Origin of the sequence: Mesorhizobium maamorense, from assembly GCF_044998965.1 — a bacterium.
Lineage (GTDB): Bacteria > Pseudomonadota > Alphaproteobacteria > Rhizobiales > Rhizobiaceae > Mesorhizobium.
Genome location: NZ_CP173356.1, coordinates 5,254,945 through 5,278,024 on the forward strand (window position 1 = coordinate 5,254,945; position 23,080 = coordinate 5,278,024).

Below are 23,080 nucleotides of genomic sequence, written 5' to 3' on the forward strand. Positions count from 1 at the left end.
TCTCCTAATGGAACAGGCTCGGCAGCCACAATGAGATTTCCGGCACGTAGGTGACAAGCATAAGCACGGCGAAGGCTGCTCCGTAGAATGGCCAGATCGAGCGCATCGCGGTCCAGATCGGGATGCGGCCGATGGCGCAGCTGACGAATAGCACCGCGCCCACCGGCGGCGTGCAAAGGCCTATACCGAGATTGAGGATGAGGATAACGCCGAAATGCACGGGATCGACGCCGTAGGCCATCACAACCGGCAGGAAGATCGGGGTGGTGATGATGATCAGCGGCGACATGTCCATGAAGGTACCGAGGATGAGCAGGACGATGTTGATCAACAGCAGGATGACCAGCTTGTCGCCGGACACGGCCTGCAGGAAAGCGACCAGCGCCGCCGGAACCCTGAGATAGGCGAGCAGCCAGCCGAAGGCTGCGGCGCAGCCGATGATCATCAGCACCATCGCCGTGGTGCGCACCGCGGCGGTCGTAGCGGCAACGAAGTCGCCCCAGCTCATCGAGCGGTAGACCAGCAAGGTCACCAGGAAGGCGTAGACGATGGCGATGCAGGAGCTTTCGGTCGCGGTGAAGATGCCGGACCGTACGCCGCCGAAGATGATGCCGATCAGGATGAGACCTGGGATGGCGGCGAGAAGCAGTTGCAGCGCCCGGCCGAAGCCGGCGAAGGGCTCGGTCGGATAGCCTCGGCGACTTGCCACCCAATAGGCCGTGACCATCAGCGACAGCGCCAGCAGCAGGCCGGGCAGCACGCCGGCCGTGAACAGGTCCGCGATCGAGATGCGGCCGCCGGCCGAGATCGAATAGATGATCATGTTGTGCGACGGCGGAATGAGAAGAGCGATGACGGCGCCGACCGAGGTGATGTTGACGGCGTAGTCGATGCCGTAGCCGCGCGCCTTCATCTGCGGGATCATCAGCCCGCCGACGGCCGAGGCATCGGCCACCGCCGAGCCGGAAATGCCCCCGAACAGGGTCGAGGCGGCTATGTTGACCTGCCCGAGGCCGCCGCGCAGATGGCCGACCAGGGAGCCGGCCAGCGCCACCAGGCGGGCAGCGATCCCGCCGCGCACCATCAGGTCGCCGGCGAAGATGAAGAACGGGATAGCCATCAGCGAAAAGACGCTGACGCCGGAATTGAGCCGCTGGAAGACCACCACCGGCGGCAGGCCGAGGGTGAGGACCGTCGCGAAGCTGGCGACGCCGAGGCAGAAGGCGATCGGCGTGCCGATGAGGAGAAGGAAGACGAACGTGCCGAAGAGGACGGCTAGCGCCATGGATCAGATCTCCTCGCCCGTTGCATAAACGTCGGCATCGACGGGCAGGCCGGCAAAACGTCCGGCCAGCCGCTCCAGCGAAAACAGGCAGACCAGGAACCCGCCCAGAATGACCGGCAGGAAGCTGACCCCGCCCGGCAGCGCAAGCGATGGCATCACCGTGTTCCAGGTGAGCCTGGTCAGCTGCACGCCATAGACGATCATGCCGGCGCCAAAAGCCAGCACCACGAGATCGGAGATGCTGCGCAGCACCGCCTTGGCCGAGGCAGGCAGGACATAGAGCAGCACGTCGAACCCCAGATGCGTGCGTTCGCGCACGCCCACGGCCGCACCCAGGAAGATGAACCAGCCCATCAGCAGCACCGAAAAGGATTCCGTCCAGCTCGGCGAGCGGTTCAGCATATAGCGCGAGAAGACCTGCCAGAAGATGATGATCGTCATCAGCGTCAAGCCCACGCCGCTGATCCAAAGCGCCAGCCGGGCGAGCCCGGAGAGCCACCGTTGCGCACTCAACCAGAACCCTCTCAGGGCCGGCTCGCCCGAAGGCAGCGCGGGGATATCCGCGCTGCCTGGCTTGGTGCCCGCCCTGGTCATTTCTCGGCCTGTATCCGCGCGGCCAGGTCCTTCAGCTCGGGCGTCGACAGGTATTTGTCGTAGACCGGCTTCATCGCATCGATCAGCGGCTGCTTGTCGATCTCGCTGACCTTGACGCCTGCCTTTTCGACGATGTCGCGGGATTTTTTCTCCTGCGCGTCCCACAGTTCGCGCATCTTGACGACGCTGTCCTTGGCCGCCTGGCGCACGATCGCCTGGTCTTCCGGCGACAGCTTGTCCCAGCTTGCTTTCGACATAACGAGCACTTCGGGCACGATCTGGTGCTGGTCCATCGTGTAGTGCTTGGCAACTTCGTAGTGCTTGGCGGATTCGAAGCTCGGCCAGTTGTTTTCGGCGCCGTCGATGACGCCGGTCTGCAGCGCCGAATAGACCTCGCCATAGGCCATCGGCGTGGCGTTGGCGCCAAGTGCGTTGACCATGTCGACGAACACGTCCGACTGGATGACGCGGAACTTCATGCCCTTCAGGTCGGCGATCGAGGCGATGTCCTTCTTGGTGTTGTAGAAGGAGCGCGCGCCGGAATCGTAGAAGGCCAGGCCGACGAGTTGATGCGGCTCGAAAGCCTTCAGGATCTGGTCGCCGACCGGCCCGTCCATGACATGGCGCATGTGTTCGACGGAGCGGAACATATAGGGCAGAGACGGCACGGCGGTCTCCGGCACGATGCCGTTGAACGGCCCCATCGAGACGCGGTCGAGGTCGATGACGCCGGACTGCGTCTGCTCGATCGTGTCCTTCTCCTCGCCGAGTTGGGCCGAATGATAGACCTCGACCGAATAGCGCCCATTGGTGCGCTGCTTGATCAGCTCGCCCATGTATTTAACCGCCTCGACCGTCGGATAGCCGTCCGGATGGGTATCCGACGACCGCAGCACGGTTTGCGCGTTGGCAATGCCGATCAACAGCGAGCCAATGGCGAATGTGGCCGCCGTCAGTTTCGAAAAATGCAACATGACTTCCTCCCTTTTTCAAAAATCAAGGCGCCGGCTTAGAGCCGGCGCATCACCAGCCTGTCATCCCTGCCCAACTTGCCCATTTCGGTCAGCATCCGGTGCGGACGAGCGAGCGTGGACGCGCGTCGGTGCTAAGCAGCAAATCCGCATCTGCCAGTGCAAGGTGATCCTCCCAAGAGGCGCTATCGGTAGGATCGCAGGGAAATAATGTCAACATACAAAAAATGGATTGTTGTATGATGACTTTGGATCGGCAACCGGCCATTGTGCCGGACGGCAGCGGATGTTACGCCGCTGCCGTTTCTTACGGGGCGGCTCCCAAAGCCAATCGGGGACTTCGCACAGCAATGAACAGGCGTCTTTCGAAGGATACGATCGCGACGTTGCCGGCGAGGATCGCCGTGCCGCGTTTTGATCGCGCATCGGTCACGCAAGGCATCGTGCATCTGGGGGTCGGCGCCTTTCATCGCGCCCACCAGGCAGCCTATGTCGACGATTGCCTGAGTGCTGGAGAGACGGATTGGGGCATCGTCGGCGTATCGCTGCGCAGTGCCGACACGCGCGATGCGCTGGCGCCGCAGGACGGGCTCTACACGCTGGCGATCCGCAGCGGGGGCGAGGAAAGGCTTCATATCATCGGCTCCATCGGTGCGATGCTAGTGGCGCCGGAAGATTCCGCCGCCGTGCTGGCCGCGCTGACCGATCCGCGCACCCGCATCGTGACGCTGACCATCACCGAGAAAGCCTATCTGCGGGTCGCCGGCGGCGGGCTCGACGCCGCTCACCCTGATATCGCCCACGATCTGGCGAACCCGCATCTGCCGAAGACCGCGCACGGTTTTCTGGCCGAGGCGCTTGCACGCCGTCGAGCGGCCGGCTTGCAGCCCTTCACCGTGCTCTGCTGCGACAACCTGCCTGCCAACGGCGCGACCTTGCACAGGCTGCTGGTGGAATTCGCCACGCTGCGCGATGCCAGCCTCGGTGAGAAAGGCGCGACCAGGCTTGCCGGCCATATCGCCGACGAGGTCGCGTTTCCCTCCAGCATGGTGGACCGCATCGTGCCGGCCACGACCGATGCCGACCGGGCGCGGATCGCGCTCGAACTCGGCGTCGAGGACGCCTGGCCGGTCATGACCGAGCCGTTCCGTCAGTGGGTGGTCGAAGACAATTTTCCGGCAGGCCGCCCAGCCTGGGAAAAGTTCGGCGTCACCATGGTCGAGGATGTCAGACCCTTCGAGGACATGAAGCTGAGGCTGCTCAATGGCGCGCATTCGGCCATTGCCTATCTCGGCCTGCTCAGCGGACACGCCACCGTCGACCGAGCCTTCGCCGATCCGGCGATCAGGCGCTTTGTCGATGCGCTCTGGGCCGAGGCAACCCCGACGTTGCCCACCGATGCCGGGCTGGACACGGCGAGCTATACGTCAGAGCTTGCCGAGCGTTTCTCCAACACAGCACTTGCCCACCGCACCGCGCAGATCGCCAATGACGGCAGCCAGAAACTGCCGCAGCGCATCATCGCCTCCGCGATCGAGCGCCTCCATTCAGGCGCCGCACCAAGGCATCTCATGCTGGCGGTTGCCGCCTGGATCGCCGCCTGCGAAGCACGCGGCAAATCCCTGCCCGACGGCCATTTCACCGATCCGCTCGACATGCCGATGACGGCGACCCTTGACCGGAATCTGCCCGCTGCCGAAACCGTCGCGGCAGTGTTCGATCTCGCCGGCTTCGCGAGCGGGGCGCCGGAGCGGCCAGGATTGATGGACCTTGCGGCCGTCCATCTCGAGCAGTTGCGCCGTGGCGGACCGGCTCTCGCCTTCGCGGCATCGGGGATTTAAAAACAAAAAAGCGAGGCAAGGCCCCACTTTTCAGTCGACTTTTGGTGCCAGCCTCAAGCCGGCAGGATGGCGCCTTCCAGCGTGGTGAGCTGGCTGAGGAATTGTTCGGCTTTGGTGCGCGACTGGTCGTCCTTGGCGTCGGCGGCGTCTTCCCTGGCTTCCTGGATGCGGCGCGCGAGATCGGCGCGGTCGACATCCTTCACCGCGACAGCCGATTCCGCCAGCAGCGTGCAGCCGGCCGGAACGATGTCGGCGAAACCGCCGAAGACGACGTAACGCTCTTCACCGCCCGATGCGGCCTTCACCGTGACGACGCCCGGCTTGATCGTGGTCATGACCGGTGCGTGATGCGCCATCACGGTCATCTCGCCTTCCGCACCCGGAATGACGACTGCCTCGACCTCTGCGGAAACCAGCAGGCGCTCCGGCGAGACCAGTTCGAACTTGAAAGCTTCTGCCATGTCGATTTAGCGAGTAGGGAATAGTGAGTAGGGAAGTAGGGAGAAAGGGCAATTGCCCCCGGTCACCTGCCTGCCATTCACTACTGACTACTGACTACTCCCTATTTCCCTTGATTAAGCCGCTTCAGCCGCGAGGCGCTGTGCCTTCTCGACCGCTTCCTCGATGCCGCCGACCATGTAGAAGGCGGCTTCCGGCAGGTGGTCGTAGTCACCGTTGCAGAGGCCCTTGAAGCCCTTGATGGTGTCGGCGAGGTCGACCAGCTTGCCCGGCGCGCCGGTGAACACTTCGGCGACGAAGAAGGGTTGCGACAGGAAGCGCTCGATCTTGCGGGCGCGAGCCACCGTCTGCTTGTCCTCTTCCGACAACTCGTCCATGCCCAGGATGGCGATGATGTCCTGCAGCGACTTGTAGCGTTGGAGGATCGACTGCACCTGGCGCGCGACGGCATAATGCTCTTCGCCGACCACCAGCGGGTCGAGCATGCGCGAGGTCGAGTCCAGCGGATCGACGGCCGGATAGATGCCCTTTTCGGCGATCGAGCGGTTGAGCGTCGTCGTCGCGTCGAGGTGGGCGAACGAGGTCGCCGGCGCCGGGTCGGTCAAGTCGTCGGCCGGCACGTAGATGGCCTGCACCGAGGTGATCGAGCCCTTGGTGGTGGTGGTGATGCGTTCCTGCAGGGCGCCCATGTCCGTGGCGAGCGTCGGCTGGTAGCCCACGGCCGACGGGATACGGCCGAGCAGCGCCGACACTTCCGAACCAGCCTGCGTGAAGCGGAAGATGTTGTCGACGAAGAACAGCACGTCCTGGCCCTGGTCGCGGAAATATTCGGCGACCGTCAGGCCGGTCAGGCCGACGCGGGCACGCGCGCCCGGCGGCTCGTTCATCTGGCCATAGACCAACGCCGCCTTGGAGCCTTCGCCGCCGCCCTTCTTGTTGACGCCGGATTCGATGAACTCGTGATAGAGGTCGTTGCCCTCGCGGGTGCGCTCGCCGACGCCGGCGAACACCGAATAGCCGCCATGCGCCTTGGCGATGTTGTTGATCAGTTCCTGGATCAGCACCGTCTTGCCGACGCCGGCGCCGCCGAACAGGCCGATCTTGCCGCCCTTGGCGTAGGGCGCGAGCAGGTCGAGCACCTTGATGCCGGTGATCAGGATCTGTGCTTCCGTCGACTGTTCGATATAGGCCGGGGCCGGCTGGTGGATCGAGCGTAACTCGACCGCGTCGACCGGGCCTGCTTCGTCGACCGGCTCGCCGATGACGTTGATGATGCGGCCGAGCATGCCCGGACCGACCGGCACGGCGATCGGGCCGCCGGTGTCGCGTACTTCCTGGCCGCGCACCAGGCCTTCGGTGGAATCCATGGCGATGCAGCGCACGGTGTTTTCACCCAGATGCTGCGCAACTTCGAGAACCAGGCGGTTGCCGACATTGGTGGTCTCGAGCGCATTCAGGATCGGCGGCAGGTAATCGCCGAACTGCACGTCGACCACGGCGCCGATGACCTGCCGGACCTTGCCGACGATGCCGGTGGCCTTGCTGGCCACGGCCGGGGTTTTTACCGCGGCGGCCCTGGTCGGCGCTGCCGCTTTCTTCGCCGGAGCCGCCTTAGCTGCTGCGGCCGGAGCCTTTGCCGGTGCCGCCTTGGCCGGGGCTGCTGCCTTGGGAGCCGCCGTCTTGGGGGTCGCTGCTTTCGCCATCGTCTTTACCCTTTTCGTCCTTTGTTTCTCGCGCAGTCGGATCGAGGTCGTTGACCCCGGGAAACCGCGCCTAGAGCGCCTCGGCGCCCGAAATGATTTCGATCAGTTCCTTGGTGATCTGCGCCTGGCGCTGGCGGTTATAGGTGATCGACAGCTTGTTGATCATCTCGCCGGCGTTGCGCGTGGCGTTGTCCATCGCGCTCATCTTGGCGCCCATTTCGCCAGCCGCGTTTTCGAGCAGCGCGCGGAAAATCTGCACCGCGATGTTGCGCGGAATGAGCTCGGACAGGATTTCACCCGGCTCGGGTTCGTATTCGTAGACGGCGCTGGCGCCGTCAGCAGCCTCGGCCGGAGCTGACGAAGCAGCGGCCGGAATGATCTGCTGCGCGGTCGGAACCTGGCTGATCACCGACTTGAACTGCGAATAGAACAGCGTGCAGATGTCGAAGCCGCCCTCGTTGAACAGGTGGATGACCTTGCGGGCGATCGTGTCGGCATTGACGAAGCCGAGCGTCTTGACCTCGCGCAGGTCGATCCGGTCGAGGATCATCGACGCATAGTCGCGGCGCAGGATATCGAAACCCTTCTTGCCGACGCAGATGATCTTGACCTGCTTGCCGTCGGCCAGGAGCCTGCGGATGTGGTCACGGGCAAGACGGGCGATCTGCGAATTGAAGCCGCCGCACAGGCCGCGCTCGGCCGTGCAGACAACAAGCAGGTGCACGTCGTCCTTGCCGGTGCCGGTCATCAGCGCCGGGGCATCGCCACCGCCGCCGATCGCCTGGGTGATGTTGGCCAGCACGGAACCCATGCGCTCCGAATAGGGGCGCGCCGCTTCCGCGGCCTCCTGTGCACGGCGCAGCTTCGCCGCGGCGACCATCTGCATCGCCTTGGTGATCTTCTGCGTCGCCTTGACCGAGGCGATACGGTTACGAAGGTCTTTTAATGAAGGCATGCTTCAAACCTGATCCCGTCTTGTCTCATCCGGACTGGCGCTTCGCTCAGGCGAAGGTTTTGGCGAAAGCGTCGATCTCGGCCTTCAGCTTGCCGCGCAGATCGTCCGACAGCGCCTTTTCCTTGCGGATGGCGTCGAGGACGTCCTTGCCAGCCGAACGCATGTGGCTGAGCAGACCATGCTCGAACTTGCCGACCTGGTTGACCGGCAGCTTGTCGAGATAGCCGTTGACGCCGGCGAAGATCACCGCGACCTGCTCTTCCGTCTTCAGCGGCGAGAACTGCGGCTGCTTCAGGAGCTCGGTCAGGCGCGAACCGCGGTTGAGCAGGCGCTGCGTGGCGGCATCGAGATCCGAGCCGAACTGCGCGAAGGCCGCCATTTCGCGGTACTGCGCGAGCTCGCCCTTGATCGAGCCGGCAACCTGCTTCATCGCCTTGATCTGCGCCGAGGAGCCGACGCGCGACACCGACAGGCCGACATTGACGGCTGGACGGATGCCCTGGAAGAACAGGTTGGTTTCGAGGAAGATCTGGCCGTCGGTGATCGAGATCACGTTGGTCGGGATATAGGCCGACACGTCGTTGGCCTGGGTTTCGATGACCGGCAGCGCCGTCAGCGAACCGTTGCCCATGTCGTCATTGAGCTTGGCGGCGCGCTCGAGCAGGCGCGAGTGCAGGTAGAAGACGTCGCCCGGATAGGCTTCGCGGCCCGGCGGGCGGCGCAAGAGCAGCGACATCTGGCGATAGGCGACGGCCTGCTTCGACAGATCGTCGTAGCTGATCAGCGCATGCATGCCGTTGTCGCGGAAATACTCGCCCATGGTGCAGCCGGCGAACGGCGCCAGGAACTGCATCGGCGCCGGATCGGAAGCGGTGGCGGCGACGATGATCGAATATTCGAGCGCACCGCGCTCTTCCAGCACCTTGACGAACTGCGCCACGGTCGAGCGCTTCTGGCCGACGGCGACATAAACGCAGTAGAGCTTTTCCTTCTCGGGGCCGTTGTCGTGCACCGACTTCTGGTTGAGCATCGTGTCGAGGATGATGGCGGTCTTGCCGGTCTGGCGATCGCCGATGACCAGCTCGCGCTGGCCGCGGCCGACCGGGATCAGCGCGTCGATGGCCTTGAGGCCCGTCGACATCGGCTCATGCACCGACTTGCGCGGAATGATGCCGGGCGCCTTGACGTCGACGCGCTTGCGTTCGGTCGCCTTGATCGGGCCCTTGCCGTCGATCGGGTTGCCGAGCGCGTCGACGACGCGGCCGAGCAGGCCCGGACCGACCGGAACGTCGACGATCGCGCCGGTGCGCTTGACGGTGTCGCCTTCCTTGATGTCGCGGTCGGCGCCGAAGATGACGACGCCGACATTGTCGGCTTCGAGATTGAGCGCCATGCCGCGGATGCCGCCGGGGAATTCGACCATCTCGCCGGCCTGGACATTGTCGAGGCCGTAGACGCGGGCGATACCGTCACCGACGGACAGCACCTGTCCGACTTCGGAGACCTCGGCCTCCTTGCCGAAATTCTTGATCTGGTCTTTCAGAATTGCGGAAATTTCCGCGGCGCGGATGTCCATCAGCCGACCTCTTTCAGTGCAAGCTTGAGCGAATTGAGTTTGGTTTTGAGCGACGTATCGATCTGGCGCGAGCCCATCCTGACCACCAGCCCGCCGAGCAGCGACGGATCGACGGTGACGGAGATGGAAACGTCCTTGCCGGCAACGCTCTTCAGCGCCGCCTTGAGTTCAGTCTGCTGGGCAGCGCTCAATTGGTGAGCCGATGTTACCTCGGCGGTCGTCTCGCCACGATGCTCGGCGGCGATCTGGCGGAATGCCCTGATCATGCCGGGCACGGCGAACAGCCGGCGGTTCTTGGCGACGACGCGCAGGAAATTGCCGGTCAGGCCGGTGATCCCGGCCTTGTCGGCGATCGCCGCGATGGCCTTGGCCTGGTCCTCGCTGGAGAACACCGGGCTGTTGATCAGCCGGGTCAAGTCGGCGCTGCCCGCGAGCATCGCCTCGAAACTGTTGAGGTCGGCTTCGACCTTGGCGACGGAATTCGCCTGCGATGCCAGTTCGAACAGCGAACCCGCATAGCGTTCTGCGACACCTGAGATTGGCGATGACGATTGGGCCACGGACCGTCTTTTCTCTTGTCTGACAGGCCGCAGATTGTTGGCGCGAGCGAAAACTCTGGCTAAATCTTTGACCTTACTGCATTTTCTCAAGCACGGAGGCGCGGCTCCCGCTATCCCCGGCCGAAAGTCGATTGCCGTCTAGCACAGGCCTTTTAAGACCGCAATGCGTCGTTCCGCATGGTTTTCAGGCACTATTGTCGCATCCGGGGACGAAGTCCCTGGATTGCCTGCGGATTCAGGGCAGGAAGCCGAAGGCAAAGGCGAGCGGCAACGCCGCCAGCGCCAGTTCCACGACGATGGAAACCCAGTTGAAGGGCGTGTTGGCGCCATCCGACATCATCGACAGCAACCGGCCGAAGGCGGTGAACAGCCAGGAGAAGCCGAGCGCCATGTAGATCAGCGGCTGCGCCAGCAGGATGCAGCACAGGCCGACGCCGAGATAGAAGCCCGACATGCGGCCGCGCCCTTCGGCGATCGCCGCCGCCTTCTCCGGCTTGACCTGCAAGCGCAGGATGCGGAAGGCAAGCCCCGGCGCCAGGAAAAGCACCAAGCCGAGCAGCACGGTGATGACGGCGCTCGACCAGGCCAGCCATTCGCCCTGGCTCACCGGCCACGGAAACGCAAAATCCATAGTGTCCCCTCGTAAATGCCCGCTCCGAAATCGCGGGTATTCTAGCGGAGGAAAAGCCGCGCGCCAGATGGCGGCCGGCACTTTAGGCGAAACGCATCAAGAGAGCGCGAAGGCGACCGCCGCCTCGGCATGGATGCGCGTCGTGTCGAAGACCGGAATGTCGAAATCCTGCTGGCCGATCAGCATGGTGATTTCGGTGCAGCCCATGATCACGCTGTCGACATTTTCATCGCGCCGCAGGCGGTTGATCTCGGCGATATAGGCGGTTTTCGATGGCTCGGCGACGATGCCCTGACAGAGCTCGTCATAGATGATGCGATGGACCATGTCGCGCCCTGCCCGGTCCGGCACGATCGGCTGCAATCCATATGTGTCGGCAAGCCGGCCCTTGTAGAAATCCTGCTCCATGGTGAACCGCGTTGCCAGCAGCGCCGGGCGCCGCATGCCGGCCGCCTTGATCGCGGCCGCGGTGGCGTCGGCGATGTGGATCAGCGGGATCGATACCGAGGCCTGCACCTGGTCGGCGAGCTTGTGCATGGTGTTGGTGCACAAAAGCAGGCCTTCCGCGCCAGCTGACTCGAGCTTGCGCGCGGCATCGACCAGAAGCGCGCCGGCGCCGTCCCAGTCCCCGTGATGCTGCAGCTCGGCGATCTCGGCGAAGTCGAAGGACCACAGCAGCAATTTCGCCGAATGCAGCCCGCCGAGACGCTGCCTCACGAGATCGTTGAGCAGGCGATAATAGATCGCCGTCGATTCCCAGCTCATGCCGCCCAGAAGGCCAAGGGTTTTCAAAACGGTTTCCTTTCCTTGCAGCGACTTATGATACAGTCCAAGGCGATGTTGAGGGCTACTCGATGAAAACAAAATCCAGCAGCAAAGCACGCAGCGAACTGTGCGCCGTGGTCGCTGAAGCCAGCAAAGGCAGCCCGACAACAATCACCAAGCGGGGACGCCCCGTGGCCATAGTGATATCGATCGAGGACGCCCGTCGACTCTATCCTGAAGAGTTTAGGCAACGTCCCGAACTGAAGGACACGACCAGCAATCCGCGCGAACGCTGAGCGACCTTACAAAAAGCTCTGCGGATCGATGTCGACCTGCACCCGGACCGAGCCGCGCTGCTTCGGCCCGTTGGCGAGCATGGTCCGGATAAACCTTTGCATGTCGGCGCGGCGCTCGCCCTGGATCAGCAGGCGGAAACGGTGACGGCCGCCAAGCAGCGACAGCGGCGCTTCGGCCGGCCCGAGCACGAACAGGTCGGATGCCTCGGGCGCGGCACGGCGCAGGCCGCGTGCATGGCCCTCGGCTTCCGCCCGCGTCACCGCGCTGACGATGACGCCGGCCAGCCGGCCGAAGGGTGGCAGAGCCGCCCGCTCGCGCTCGGAAATCTCGCGCTCGTAGAACGCGTCGGCATCGCCGGAGACGATCGCCCGCATCACCGGATGGTCGGGCTGGAAGGTCTGCAGCAGGCCGAGACTCTTCTTGCCGGTGCGCCCGGCGCGGCCGGTCACCTGGCTGAGCAGCTGGAAGGTGCGTTCGGCGGCGCGCGGATCGCCATTGGCAAGGCCGAGATCGGCATCGACGACACCAACCAAGGTCATGTTCGGGAAATTGTGGCCCTTGGCGACGAGTTGCGTGCCGATGACGATATCGGCCTCGCCATTGGCGATGGCTTCCAGCTCCAGCCGCAGCCGCCGCACGCCGCCCATCAGATCCGACGACAAAACGATTGTGCGCGCATCCGGGAAATGGGTGACGACTTCCTCGGCGATGCGCTCGACGCCCGGCCCGCAGGCGACCAGATGATCGAGCGTGCCGCATTCCGGACAGGCTTCCGGACGGCGCTCATTGTGCCCGCAATGGTGGCAGACGAGCTGGCCGCGAAAGCGGTGCTCGACCAGCCAGGCCGAGCAGACCGGGCAACCGAAGCGGTGGCCGCAGACGCGGCACAGCGTCAGCGGCGCATAGCCGCGCCGGTTGAGGAACAAAAGCGATTGTTCCTTCCTCTCCAGCGTCCGTCGCATATGGTCGAGCAGCACCGGCGACAGGAAGCCGCCGCGCGCCGGCGGCGCGCGCCGCATGTCGATCGCTTTCAGGTCGGGAAGTGCCGCCTCGGCGAAGCGGGCGGACAGCACCGCCCTGGCGTAGCGGCCCTGGCTGGCATTGACGCGGCTCTCGACCGATGGCGTCGCCGATGCCAGCACCACGGGGAAGCCACCTATATGGCCGCGCACGACAGCCATGTCGCGGGCATTGTAGAAGACGCGGTCTTCCTGCTTGTAGGCGGGGTCGTGCTCCTCGTCGACGACGATCATGCCAAGCTCCTTGAACGGCAGGAACAGCGCCGAGCGCGCGCCGGCCACGACCCGCACGCCGCCTTCCGCCACCTGCCGCCAGACCCGCTCGCGCATCCTCGGCGGCAGGTCGGAGTGCCATTCGGCGGGCTTGGCGCCAAAGCGCTGCTGGAAGCGTTCGAGGAAAGCATGGGTCAACGCGATTTCGGGCAGCAGGATCAGCACCTGCTTGCCCCGGTCGAGTGCCGCCGCCACCGCCTCGAAATAAACCTCCGTCTTGCCCGAACCGGTGACGCCGTCGAGCAGTGCGACGTTGAAGCCACCGCCCGCGACATTGGCTCGCAGCAGCCGTGCGGCTTCGTTCTGGTCGGGCATCAATTCCGGCGCGGCGTAGGCTGGGTCAGGCTCCGCCACCACGGGCCGCGGCGGGATCATCACCGTTTCGAACACACCTTGCGCCTTCAGCCCCTCGATTACCGTCGACGACACGCCGGCCGCATGGGCAAGGCCGGATCGCGTCCAGGCCAGTCCGCCTTCGGCCGTCTCCAGCACGCGGGCCCGCGCATCCGTCATCCGGTCCGGAACGGCCGCGGTTCGCTGCAATCCCTCGATCCACGGTTCCGGATCGAAGGCCTCCGGCGCCCTCAGCAGCATGCGCGCCACCATGCCCGGCGCCGACAGCGTATACTGCGCCACCCAGTCGACGAAACGGCGCATCGCCCGATCGATCGGCGGGCAATCGAAGACCAGTTCGATCGGGCGCAGCTTTTTCGCGTCTACCGTCTCGACCGCGCCGTCCCAGACGATGCCGGCGACCTGGCGAGGCCCGAGCGGCACGCGCACGATCGAGCCCGGCACCACCCGCATGCCGGCGGGCACGGCATAGGTGTAGGGGCGTTCGGCCGGCATCGGCACCAGCACCGGTGCGGCTGCGACAAAGGGCGAATCTTCGATCATGAGGCGTGACCTTGCCCCGACTTTGCTCTAGATCAAAGGGCAACGCTGAACGTGCCTTCCCAAGCACGACGAAATCGTCAGGAGACCGCCATGAAATTTTTTGCCGACACAGCCGACATCAAGGAAATCCGCGAACTGATCGATCTGGGGCTGCTCGATGGCGTCACCACCAATCCTTCTCTGATTCTCAAATCGGGCGGCAAGATCTCCGAGGTCACCAAGCAAATCTGCGACATCGTCGAAGGTCCGGTTTCGGCCGAGGTCGTAGCCACCGAATACAAGCAGATGATGGCGGAGGCCGAGGTGCTGGCCAAGATCGCGCCGAATGTCGCCATCAAGGTGCCGTTGACGCTGGATGGATTGAAGGCCTGCAAGACGATCCGTACCCAGATGAACCGCATGGTCAATGTCACGCTCTGCTTCTCGGCCAACCAGGCGCTGCTCGCCGCCAAGGCAGGCGCCTCCTTCATCTCGCCCTTCGTCGGCCGCATCGACGATACCGGCTCGGACGGCATGGAAGTGATCCAGGAGATCCGTCAGATCTACGACAATTACGATTTCCAGACCGAGATTCTGACCGCTTCCGTGCGCACCGTGAACCACGTCAAGCAGGCGGCGCTCATCGGCGCCGATATCGTCACCGCGCCGCCCGCGACACTGAAGGCGCTGGTCAACCACCCGCTGACTGACAAAGGCCTTGCCGCCTTCCTCGCCGACTGGGCCAAGACCGGCCAGAAAATCGGCTGAGCGAGCTTACATCCGACACGAAAAAAGGCCGGGCAACCGGCCTTTTTTCGTGCGCTGCGGATCAAGAGGCCGGTCAGTCCGTGCCGTCATCCTCAGCTGCGGTTACCGGCGGGCGCCGGCCCATGATGATCTCGCGCTTGCCGACATGGTTTGGTGCACCGACCAGACCCTCCTTTTCCATGCGCTCGACCAGGGACGCGGCGCGGTTATAGCCGATGCCGAGGCGGCGCTGAATGTAGGACGTCGAACACTTCTTGTCGCGCAACACCACCTTGACCGCCTCGTCATAGCTGGAATCGCCGTCCTCCGCCGCAACGGCGCCCTTGTCGAAGACCGCGCTCTCATCGCCTTCGTCTTCCTCTTCATCCTCGTCGGCCGTCACGGTTTCCAAGTATTCGGGGCGACCCTGCGCCTTCAGATGCGCCACGACGTGCTCGACCTCCACGTCGGAGACGAAGGGGCCGTGCACGCGGGCGATGCGCCCGCCGCCCATCATGTGCAGCATGTCGCCCTGGCCGAGCAGCTGCTCGGCGCCCTGCTCGCCAAGGATGGTGCGGCTGTCGATCTTGGAGGTGACCTGGAAGGAAATCCGCGTCGGAAAATTGGCCTTGATCGTGCCCGTGATGACATCGACCGAGGGGCGCTGCGTCGCCATGATCAGGTGAATGCCGGCCGCGCGCGCCATCTGCGCCAGGCGCTGGATGGCGCCTTCGATCTCCTTGCCGGCGACCATCATCAGGTCGGCCATCTCGTCGACGATGACGACGATGTAAGGCATTGGCGCGAGGTCGATTTCCTGCTGCTCGAAGAGCGGCTCGCCGGTGCCTTTTTCGAAGCCCGCCTGCACGGTCATGACGACCGTCTCGCCGTTTTCGCGGGCTTGGGCGGCGCGTTGATTGTAGCCGTCGATATTGCGCACGCCGAGCCTCGCCATCTTGCGATACCGGTCCTCCATCTCCCGCACGGCCCATTTGAGCGCGGTCACGGCCTTTTTTGGATCCGTGACGACGGGCGTCAGAAGATGCGGGATGCCGTCATAGACAGAGAGTTCGAGCATCTTGGGATCGACCATGATCAGCCGGCATTCCTCCGGCTTCAGCCGGTAGAGCAGCGACAGGATCATCGTGTTGATGGCAACCGACTTGCCGGAACCGGTGGTGCCGGCAACCAGCAAGTGGGGCATCTTCGCCAGCTCGGCGATGACAGGCTCACCGCCGATCGTCTTGCCGAGGCAGAGCGCCAGCTTGCAGCCGGTCTTGCGGAAGCCCTCCGATTCGATCAGCTCGCGGAAATAGACGGTCTCGCGCGCCTCGTTCGGAAGCTCGATGCCGATGACGTTGCGGCCCGGCACGACGGCGACGCGCGCCGAGATCGCCGACATGGAGCGGGCGATGTCATCGGCGAGACCGATGACGCGAGAGGATTTCACACCCGGCGCCGGTTCGAATTCATAGAGCGTGACCACCGGGCCGGGGCGAACATGGATGATCTCGCCGCGCACGCCGAAATCCTCGAGCACGCTTTCCAGAAGATCGGCATTCTGCTCGAGCCGCTCCTGCGACATGTAGAAGCCTTGTCCCTCCGGCGGCTGCTGCAACAATTCTTCTGAGGGGAGTTCGTACGTCTCGCCCGTCGCGGTCGGCACGATCCTGCCGACCAGTGGCGCTCGCGACGATGCGCGCGCAGCCGGAGCCGGGACGGCTTGCTCCAGACTTTGCGTGACCTGGGCCGGAAGGGCGTTGCTCGCGACGGCGGCAATTGCGGCCTTCGCCCGGGCTTGCTGCGGCACACGGTTCGCCGCCGTCTGAACCGCGGCCTGATTGGAGTTGGCCGGACGGACATCCGGCGCGGCGGACGGAGCTGGCGACCCGGGAAGGCATTCGATGACACGGAACAACGCGGTCGGATCGGCCGTTGGCGCGGGGCGGTTGTCGGTCCGCTCGGTGACCACGGGCGCGGTCGTGCGTGCAACCGGAACGGCCCGGGGCGCGGGTGACGGGCCTTCGACCAAATAGGGCGCCATGACCTCGAAAAAGACGTGATCCGACAGATAGGGCCAGCGCACATTTTCGCGGCCTGTCGTCTTGACCGGGGCTGTCGCTGCTTGGGCGGACGCTGCCGGTGCGGATGCCCGCGCCGCCGCAGTCATCCTGTGGCCCGCAGGCGTAGCGGCGGCCCGCGCCTTTTCGCCGGCATGCCCTGGCGGAACGGGGGCCGGGGCCGGTTGCACCACGGCTCTGTTGCCGACGGGCGGCCTGGCGGCGCCCGAAGAAAGGTTTCGGCTTGGTATCGGCGCCGATGAAGACGTCCCAGCCGCGGTGGATTGGCCGTGTGCCTGCGGTGCTGCTGATTCGCTTTGCTCGGCGGCACTCGCCTCGCCCCGCGGACGGCGCGTGCTGGCTTCATAGTCCGGCGTGCGCGTAAACCGCACATTGGGCGCCAGGAAGAAATAGTCTTGCCAGGCAGGGCTTTCGTTGCCGCCGAGATCGACAGGGGATGGGGAAGGGCCGGCTCCTGCTGCTCTTGCCCGCTGGCTGTCCGGCTTGTTGTCCACACCCGTGAAACGCTTCACCCCGGGGTCATCGGGCGACGCTGCCTTCAATGAACTGACCCGAGGAAAACGCTTGGATTCCATGCTCAAGACTCACGCTGAAATGTCTGCTGAGCAATAGAGAGCGAGTGGTTAACAGTTGCTTCCCGTCGGCCCCTCCGGAGCGGCGAAGCGTGACTTCGCAGCGGTGTCGGACGATCGGATCGGTGCGGCCGATCGTCATCCCACGATCGTGCACTCACCCGCGTGCCTCGGCTAAAGGCGAGCGGAGATTCGGCTCCGGGGCGTGGCAAAGGCGGCCCAGGGCACCAGATCGCGATGTTACGAAGAGCGGCGCTAACCAGTCGTCTTGCCGTGCCGTGCCAGATCCTGGGCGATGGACAGTTGCAGCGCGTTGGCAAGCTCGCGCGCGGCGCGGTTCTCGGCATCGATCTGTGCCCGGTACGCGGCGAATTCCTGGCGCGGCCTGTCGAAGGACGAAGTGATCGCCCGCCTGCCGGTCGCGATCACCGCGCCGGTTTTGGCATCGGTCAGCGTGTAGCCGGCGGTCAGCGTCACCGAACCCGCGGTCGGCTCGTCCTGATCGGTTCCGACCTGCACGAGCGCCGAGGATTCAACGGCTTCGGTCACGCCGAGATCGAGCGAGTAGGCCGGCGAGGCCGTTTCGCCGGCGCCGCGCCCAAATCCGAAGATCAGGTTGTTGCGCACCTGCTGGCCGTAACGCGTCCTGACCGGTTTGATGGCGATCGACGCCAGTTCGGCATTCGCGCTCGAGCCGGTCGACAGCGGCGCGCTCGAGTAGAGCGGCCGCACCTGGCAGGCCGAAACGAGCGCAAGCGAGCCGACAAGGCCGGCAAGCGCGGCACGGCGCAGCAAACGGCTCAGCTCTGTCTTTTCCCGATCAGGCAACGACATTGACGATCCTCTGCGGCACGATGATCACCTTGCGCGGAGCCTTGCCTTCGAGCGCCTTCTGCACGAAGTCGAGAGCGAGCACGGCTTTTTCGACCGCACCTTGGTCCGCGTCGCGGGCAATTGTCAAATCCCCGCGCTTCTTGCCGTTGACCTGAACCGGATAGGTGACCTCATTGTCGACGACCAGCGCCGGGTCGAAGATCGGCCACGGCCGTTCGGCGACCAGATCGGCGCCGCCGAGCGCCTCCCAGCATTCCTCGGCCAGATGCGGCATGATCGGCGCGATCAGGTGCACGAGCACCTCCACGGCCTCCCGGCAGGCGCCTTTGAGCGCGGTATCGGCCTTGCCTTCGGCCACGTCATTGAGCGGCGTGGTCAGCACGTTGGCGAGTTCGTAGATGCGGGCGATGGCGCGGTTGAATGCGAGTTTCTCGATGTCTTCGCCGACCGCTTTCAAGATCTTGTGCGTGGCCTTGGAAACCGCCCCGGCTTCACCGCCACCGCCCGCTATGGGTGCGATGCCGGCCAGCGATTCGGCCGCGGTCGAGACCAGGCGCCAGATGCGCTGCATGAAGCGGTGCGCGCCGGCGGCGCCATCGTCGGTCCATTCGACGTCGCGTTCCGGCGGCGAATCCGACAGCATGAACCAGCGCGCGGTGTCGGCGCCGTAGCCGTCGGTGATGTCTTCCGGGCTGACCGTGTTCTTCTTCGACTTCGACATCTTTTCCAGGGAGCCGATCTCCGCCGTCTCGCCCGTGGCGATCTCGATGGCGCGGCGCTTGCCGTCGACGTCCTCCAGCCGCACCTCGGTCGGCGCCAGCCAGCGGCCGTTCGATGCCGATCCCACGCGATAGGTCTCGTGCACCACCATGCCTTGCGTGAACAGGCCCTTGAACGGCTCGGCCAGGTCGAGATGGCCGGTCTCGCGCATGGCCCGGGTGAAGAAGCGCGAATAGAGCAGATGCAGGATCGCGTGCTCGATGCCGCCAATATACTGGTCGACGGCCAGCCACTCGTTCGCCGCCTTCGGGTCGGTCGGCTCGTTCGCCCAGGGCGCGGTGAAGCGGGCAAAATACCAGGACGAATCGACGAACGTGTCCATCGTGTCGGTTTCGCGCCGCGCATCCTTGCCGCATTGCGGGCATTTGACATGCCGCCAGGTCGGGTGGCGGTCCAGCGGGTTGCCTGGGCGGTCGAACTCGACATCGTCGGGCAGCTTCACCGGCAGGTCTGCCTTCGGCACCGGCACCACGCCGCAATCCTCGCAATGGATCATCGGAATCGGGCAGCCCCAGTAGCGCTGGCGCGAAATGCCCCAGTCGCGCAGGCGGAAGTTGACCTTGCGCTCGGCCATCGGCCGGTTGCCGATCGTCTTCTGCTCCAGCAGCTTCGCCACCTCGTCGAACGCCCGCTCCGGCTTCATGCCATCGAGGAAGCGCGAATTGATCATCACGCCGTCGTCGACATAGGCTTCCTCGATGACCTGGAAGGTCTTGGGATCAGCCCCTTCCGGCATCACCACCGGGATCACCGGGAGGCCATATTTGTTGGCGAAGTCGAGGTCGCGCTGGTCGCCGGACGGGCAGCCGAAGATGGCGCCGGTGCCGTAGTCCATCAGCACGAAATTGGCGACGTAGACCGGCAGCGTCCAGTTCTCGTCGAACGGATGCACGACACGGATGCCGGTGTCGAAGCCCTTCTTCTCGGCCGTCTCCAGCGCCGCCACCGAAGTGCCCATATGGCGGACTTCGTCGATGAAGCTCGCCAGCGCCGGATTGGTCTCGGCGGCCATCCTGGCCAGCGGATGGTCGGCGGCGACCGCCATGAAGGAGGCGCCGAAGATGGTGTCGGGCCTCGTCGTATAGACTTCCAGCTCCTGCTCGCCGGCGACGGGAGCCGCCAGCGGCCAGCGGATCAGCAGGCCTTCCGAACGGCCGATCCAATTGTGCTGCATCAGCTTGACCTTCTCGGGCCATTCGTCGAGGCGATCGAGCGAATCCAGGAGATCCTGCGCAAAATCGGTTATCCTGAAGAACCATTGCGTCAGCTCGCGTTGTTCGACCAGCGCGCCCGAGCGCCAGCCGCGCCCGTCGATGACCTGCTCGTTGGCGAGCACCGTCATGTCCTCCGGATCCCAATTGACCTTCGAGGATTTGCGCGTCACCAGGCCTTTCTCGACAAAGTCGAGGAACAGCATCTGCTGGCGGTGGTAGTAGTCGACATCGCAGGTCGCGAATTCGCGCGCCCAGTCCAGCGACAGGCCCATGACCTTGAGCTGTTCGCGCATGGTGGCGATGTTCTGGTAGGTCCATTCCTTGGGATGGACCTTGTTCTGCATCGCCGCGTTCTCGGCCGGCATGCCGAAGGCGTCCCAGCCCATCGGATGCAGCACGTTGAAACCCTTGGCCCGCTTGTAGCGCGCCACCACATCGCCCATCGTGTAGTTGCGCGTATGCCCGATATGGATGCGTCCCGATGGATAGGGGAACATCTCCAGCACGTAGTATTTCGGGCGCGGATCATCGTTGTGCGCCTCGAACAGCTTCCTGTCGGCCCAGGCCTTCTGCCATTTGGGCTCTGACGCGCGCGGATTGTATCGTTCGGTTGCCATGGGACGTTTTTCACTTAAAAAGCATGCGGACTGCGGGCGGCAGCTCGGCAGTCCATTGGATGTGGTCCGGGTGTTCACCATGGTTTGGCAAACCCGTCAACCATATGGGTATCGCGTCTGGAAAAAACGCGGTCAAAACAGCGGGATTTAGACATGGGCGACGCCGTTCAGCAGTTTTTAGCGGTCAAGGCGAAGATCGCCGCCGCCGAGCGCGAAGCCCGGCGCGACGCTGGCGCGGTGACGCTGGTCGCGGTTTCCAAGACCTTTGACGCCGCCGACATCAGGCCCGTCATCGAGGCAGGCCAGCGCGTCTTCGGCGAGAACCGGGTGCAGGAAGCGCAGGGCAAGTGGCCGGCGCTGAAAGAGGCTTTCCCCGATGTCGAACTGCATCTGATCGGCCCGCTGCAATCGAACAAGGCCAGGGAAGCCGTGGCGCTGTTCGACGTCATCGAGACGGTCGATCGTGAGAAGATTTCCGCCGAACTCGCCAAGGAGATGGCCCGGCAAGGCCGGGCACCGAAACTCTACGTCCAGGTCAACACCGGCTCCGAGCCGCAGAAGGCCGGCATCGAGCCGCGCGACGCCATGACCTTCGTCGCCCGCTGCCGCGATGTCCACGGCCTCGCCATCGAAGGCCTGATGTGCATTCCGCCGGCGGACGAGAACCCCGGCCCGCATTTCGCCCTGCTGGAAAAATTGGCGCGGGAGGCAGGCGTCGCCAAACTGTCGATGGGCATGTCCGGCGATTACGAGACGGCTATAGCCTTCGGCGCCACCAGTGTCAGGGTTGGTTCGGCGATCTTCGGCAGCCGATAAACACCGTCCGCCCTGGGGTGGCCCCTGTCATCTGCGAGTTCTAAGCCTGTGATACACAGACGGACTGAACACATCTTGCGAGTTAAGCGAGGAGTAGCCTTCTTGAACTGGCGCCTGCGGGACGCAAGAAACAACCTCTCGAAGCTGGTAAGACAGTCGCGCGAAAAAGGGCCGCAAACCATTACGGTGCGAGGGCAGCCATCTGCCGTGGTGCTAGCGGTTGAGGACTACGAACGGTTGGTTGGCGCAAAGCCCTCTCTTGCGCAATATCTTCTCTCCGGCCCCGTCTGGGATGACGAATTTGTCGAGGAGGTCAATCGCCGCCCGAACACAATGATCCGAGCGGTCCATCTCTGACAAGTTTCTGTCATCGGCAAGAATGGTCCAGTTCTACTGGCTGATTATGCCAGTGCTAGAAACGAAACGTACCGTTCCTATTTGATCTGTGTCATCACAATCTCTGGAGCCTTCGCCATGCGTTACAACCAGCTTGGAAATACGGGGATGTTCGTCTCCGAACTCTGCCTCGGCACTATGACCTTCGGTGCAGCCGGCCAGAATGCCCAATGGGGCCTGATCGCCAGTCTCGACCAGAAAGGCGTCAACGAGATCGTCGGCCGCTCGCTCGCCGCCGGGGTCAATTTCTTCGACACGGCCGATGTCTATTCCTTCGGCGAATCCGAGCGCCTGCTCGGCCAGTCGCTCAGGGACCTCGGTGTTGCCAGGTCGAGCGTGGTCGTCGCCACCAAGGTTCACGGCGCCATGGGCGAAGGCCCGAACCAGCGCGGCTCCTCGCGCGGCCACATCATGGACTCGGTCGATGCCAGCCTGGAACGGCTGCAGCTCGATCATATCGATCTCTATCAGTTGCACGGAACCGACGCGGTGACGCCAATCGACGAAACGTTGCGGGCACTGGACGATCTCGTTGCCAGCGGCAAGGTCCGCTATGTCGGCGTATCCAACTGGCAGGCCTGGCGCATCGCCAAGGCGCTTGGCATAGCCGACCGCAAGGGCTTTGCCCGCTTCGAGACCATCCAGTCCTATTACTCGATCGCCGGTCGTGATCTCGAGCGCGAGATCGTGCCGCTGATCAACGAGGAGAAGCTCGGTCTTATGGTCTGGTCGCCGATGGCCGGCGGACTGCTGTCCGGCAAATACGGCCCTGGTGCGCCCGGCAATGGCGAGGGCCGCCGCGCCTCCTTCAACTTCCCACCGGTCAACGAGGACCGCGCCTGGGCGGCGGTCGCGGTCATGCGCGAGATCGCCAAAAAGCATGACGTCAGCGTCGCTACCGTGGCACTAGGCTATGTCCTGGCCAAGCCCTTCGTGATGAGCGTGATCATCGGCGCCAGCCGCATGGATCAGCTCGAACAGAACCTTGCCGCCCCGAACCTCAAACTTGATACCGATGATCTCGCCAGACTGGACGAGGTGAGCGCGCTGCCGGCCGAATATCCCGGCTGGATGCTGGAGCGGCAGGCCGCCGGCCGGCGTCCGGCGCCGTTCGTGCCGAAGGCCTGATCGCTTTTCTAGCCTGCTTCGAAGCCGCGTGCCTTAGGTACGCGGCTTCTCAGTTAGAGCAATTCCAAGAAAAGTGTGTGCGGTTTTCTG

General features: G+C 64.2%; 20 protein-coding genes. 6 read left to right on the top strand and 14 right to left on the bottom strand.

Going from position 1 to position 23,080, the window contains the following annotated elements; genetic code table 11:
- Nucleotides 1–4 precede the first annotated feature (4 nt).
- From ACIU1A_RS26310 to ACIU1A_RS26320, 3 genes are read right to left on the bottom strand one after another with little or no spacing between them, the layout of a single operon-like run.
- Nucleotides 5–1,285 (bottom strand): TRAP transporter large permease, encoded by a 1,281-nt coding sequence (locus tag ACIU1A_RS26310; protein ID WP_224681115.1) that lies wholly within the window; start codon nucleotides 1,283–1,285, stop codon nucleotides 5–7.
- A gap of 3 nt (nucleotides 1,286–1,288) precedes the next feature.
- Nucleotides 1,289–1,879 carry a TRAP transporter small permease gene (locus tag ACIU1A_RS26315; protein WP_224681114.1) on the bottom strand — a complete coding sequence of 197 codons (591 nt, stop codon included), beginning with the start codon at nucleotides 1,877–1,879 and terminating at the stop codon, nucleotides 1,289–1,291.
- Complete coding sequence (locus ACIU1A_RS26320) at nucleotides 1,876–2,853, bottom strand: TRAP transporter substrate-binding protein (protein ID WP_224681113.1); 978 nt, start codon at nucleotides 2,851–2,853, stop codon at nucleotides 1,876–1,878. The genes ACIU1A_RS26315 and ACIU1A_RS26320 overlap by 4 nt, the downstream gene beginning before the upstream one ends.
- A gap of 347 nt (nucleotides 2,854–3,200) precedes the next feature.
- Between ACIU1A_RS26320 and ACIU1A_RS26325 the strand changes: the two genes are divergently transcribed.
- On the top strand, nucleotides 3,201–4,691 hold the full coding sequence (locus ACIU1A_RS26325) for a mannitol dehydrogenase family protein (protein WP_404925620.1): 1,491 nt from the start codon (nucleotides 3,201–3,203) through the stop codon (nucleotides 4,689–4,691).
- Between the two features lie 53 nt (nucleotides 4,692–4,744).
- On the opposite strand, the gene ACIU1A_RS26330 is transcribed toward ACIU1A_RS26325, so the two are convergent.
- The 7 genes from ACIU1A_RS26330 to ACIU1A_RS26360 all read right to left on the bottom strand — a co-directional run bounded on the left by ACIU1A_RS26330 (nucleotide 4,745) and on the right by ACIU1A_RS26360 (nucleotide 11,367).
- Nucleotides 4,745–5,152, bottom strand: a complete 408-nt coding sequence (locus ACIU1A_RS26330) for a F0F1 ATP synthase subunit epsilon (protein ID WP_140641182.1) — start codon at nucleotides 5,150–5,152, stop codon at nucleotides 4,745–4,747.
- Nucleotides 5,153–5,266: 114 nt separating this feature from the next.
- A complete protein-coding gene (gene atpD, locus ACIU1A_RS26335; protein ID WP_404925621.1) occupies nucleotides 5,267–6,853 on the bottom strand; it encodes a F0F1 ATP synthase subunit beta in 1,587 nt (528 codons plus the stop codon).
- A gap of 70 nt (nucleotides 6,854–6,923) precedes the next feature.
- The gene (locus ACIU1A_RS26340) at nucleotides 6,924–7,808 is read right to left on the bottom strand and encodes a F0F1 ATP synthase subunit gamma (protein WP_140492974.1); all 885 of its coding nucleotides are present in this window, start codon (nucleotides 7,806–7,808) and stop codon (nucleotides 6,924–6,926) included.
- Nucleotides 7,809–7,854: 46 nt separating this feature from the next.
- A complete protein-coding gene (gene atpA, locus ACIU1A_RS26345; RefSeq protein ID WP_140492971.1) occupies nucleotides 7,855–9,384 on the bottom strand; it encodes a F0F1 ATP synthase subunit alpha in 1,530 nt (509 codons plus the stop codon).
- Nucleotides 9,384–9,944, bottom strand: coding sequence for a F0F1 ATP synthase subunit delta (locus tag ACIU1A_RS26350; protein WP_140492968.1), 561 nt, complete (start codon nucleotides 9,942–9,944; stop codon nucleotides 9,384–9,386). The genes atpA and ACIU1A_RS26350 overlap by 1 nt, the downstream gene beginning before the upstream one ends.
- A 235-nt stretch (nucleotides 9,945–10,179) precedes the next feature.
- The gene (locus ACIU1A_RS26355) at nucleotides 10,180–10,575 is read right to left on the bottom strand and encodes a DUF4345 family protein (protein ID WP_404925622.1); all 396 of its coding nucleotides are present in this window, start codon (nucleotides 10,573–10,575) and stop codon (nucleotides 10,180–10,182) included.
- Between the two features lie 96 nt (nucleotides 10,576–10,671).
- A complete protein-coding gene (locus ACIU1A_RS26360) occupies nucleotides 10,672–11,367 on the bottom strand; it encodes an aspartate/glutamate racemase family protein (protein WP_404925623.1) in 696 nt (231 codons plus the stop codon).
- Nucleotides 11,368–11,429: 62 nt separating this feature from the next.
- Between ACIU1A_RS26360 and ACIU1A_RS26365 the strand changes: the two genes are divergently transcribed.
- Nucleotides 11,430–11,636: a type II toxin-antitoxin system Phd/YefM family antitoxin gene (locus tag ACIU1A_RS26365; RefSeq protein ID WP_140492958.1), complete on the top strand. Its 207-nt coding sequence runs from the start codon at nucleotides 11,430–11,432 to the stop codon at nucleotides 11,634–11,636.
- A 6-nt stretch (nucleotides 11,637–11,642) separates the two neighbouring features.
- On the opposite strand, the gene ACIU1A_RS26370 is transcribed toward ACIU1A_RS26365, so the two are convergent.
- Nucleotides 11,643–13,826, bottom strand: a complete 2,184-nt coding sequence (locus ACIU1A_RS26370; RefSeq protein ID WP_140685997.1) for a primosomal protein N' — start codon at nucleotides 13,824–13,826, stop codon at nucleotides 11,643–11,645.
- 90 nt (nucleotides 13,827–13,916) lie between these two features.
- On the opposite strand from ACIU1A_RS26370, the gene fsa reads away from it, so the two are divergent.
- Nucleotides 13,917–14,573, top strand: a complete 657-nt coding sequence (fsa, locus tag ACIU1A_RS26375; protein ID WP_140518241.1) for a fructose-6-phosphate aldolase — start codon at nucleotides 13,917–13,919, stop codon at nucleotides 14,571–14,573.
- Between the two features lie 73 nt (nucleotides 14,574–14,646).
- Here the strand turns inward: fsa and ACIU1A_RS26380 are convergent, their stop codons facing one another.
- From ACIU1A_RS26380 to leuS, 3 genes are all read right to left on the bottom strand, one after another.
- Complete coding sequence (locus tag ACIU1A_RS26380; RefSeq protein WP_404925624.1) at nucleotides 14,647–17,208, bottom strand: DNA translocase FtsK; 2,562 nt, start codon at nucleotides 17,206–17,208, stop codon at nucleotides 14,647–14,649.
- Nucleotides 17,209–17,460: 252 nt separating this feature from the next.
- Entirely contained in the window at nucleotides 17,461–18,039 is a 579-nt protein-coding gene (gene lptE / locus ACIU1A_RS26385; RefSeq protein ID WP_404925625.1) for an LPS assembly lipoprotein LptE, read from the bottom strand.
- Nucleotides 18,026–20,650 (bottom strand): leucine--tRNA ligase, encoded by a 2,625-nt coding sequence (gene leuS / locus ACIU1A_RS26390; protein ID WP_404925626.1) that lies wholly within the window; start codon nucleotides 20,648–20,650, stop codon nucleotides 18,026–18,028. The genes lptE and leuS overlap by 14 nt, the downstream gene beginning before the upstream one ends.
- A 153-nt stretch (nucleotides 20,651–20,803) precedes the next feature.
- On the opposite strand from leuS, the gene ACIU1A_RS26395 reads away from it, so the two are divergent.
- The 3 genes from ACIU1A_RS26395 to ACIU1A_RS26405 all read left to right on the top strand — a co-directional run bounded on the left by ACIU1A_RS26395 (nucleotide 20,804) and on the right by ACIU1A_RS26405 (nucleotide 22,990).
- Nucleotides 20,804–21,466 carry a YggS family pyridoxal phosphate-dependent enzyme gene (locus ACIU1A_RS26395; protein ID WP_404925627.1) on the top strand — a complete coding sequence of 221 codons (663 nt, stop codon included), beginning with the start codon at nucleotides 20,804–20,806 and terminating at the stop codon, nucleotides 21,464–21,466.
- 102 nt (nucleotides 21,467–21,568) lie between these two features.
- A complete protein-coding gene (locus ACIU1A_RS26400) occupies nucleotides 21,569–21,823 on the top strand; it encodes a type II toxin-antitoxin system Phd/YefM family antitoxin (RefSeq protein WP_404925628.1) in 255 nt (84 codons plus the stop codon).
- A gap of 117 nt (nucleotides 21,824–21,940) precedes the next feature.
- The gene (locus tag ACIU1A_RS26405; protein ID WP_404925629.1) at nucleotides 21,941–22,990 is read left to right on the top strand and encodes an aldo/keto reductase; all 1,050 of its coding nucleotides are present in this window, start codon (nucleotides 21,941–21,943) and stop codon (nucleotides 22,988–22,990) included.
- Nucleotides 22,991–23,080 lie beyond the last annotated feature (90 nt).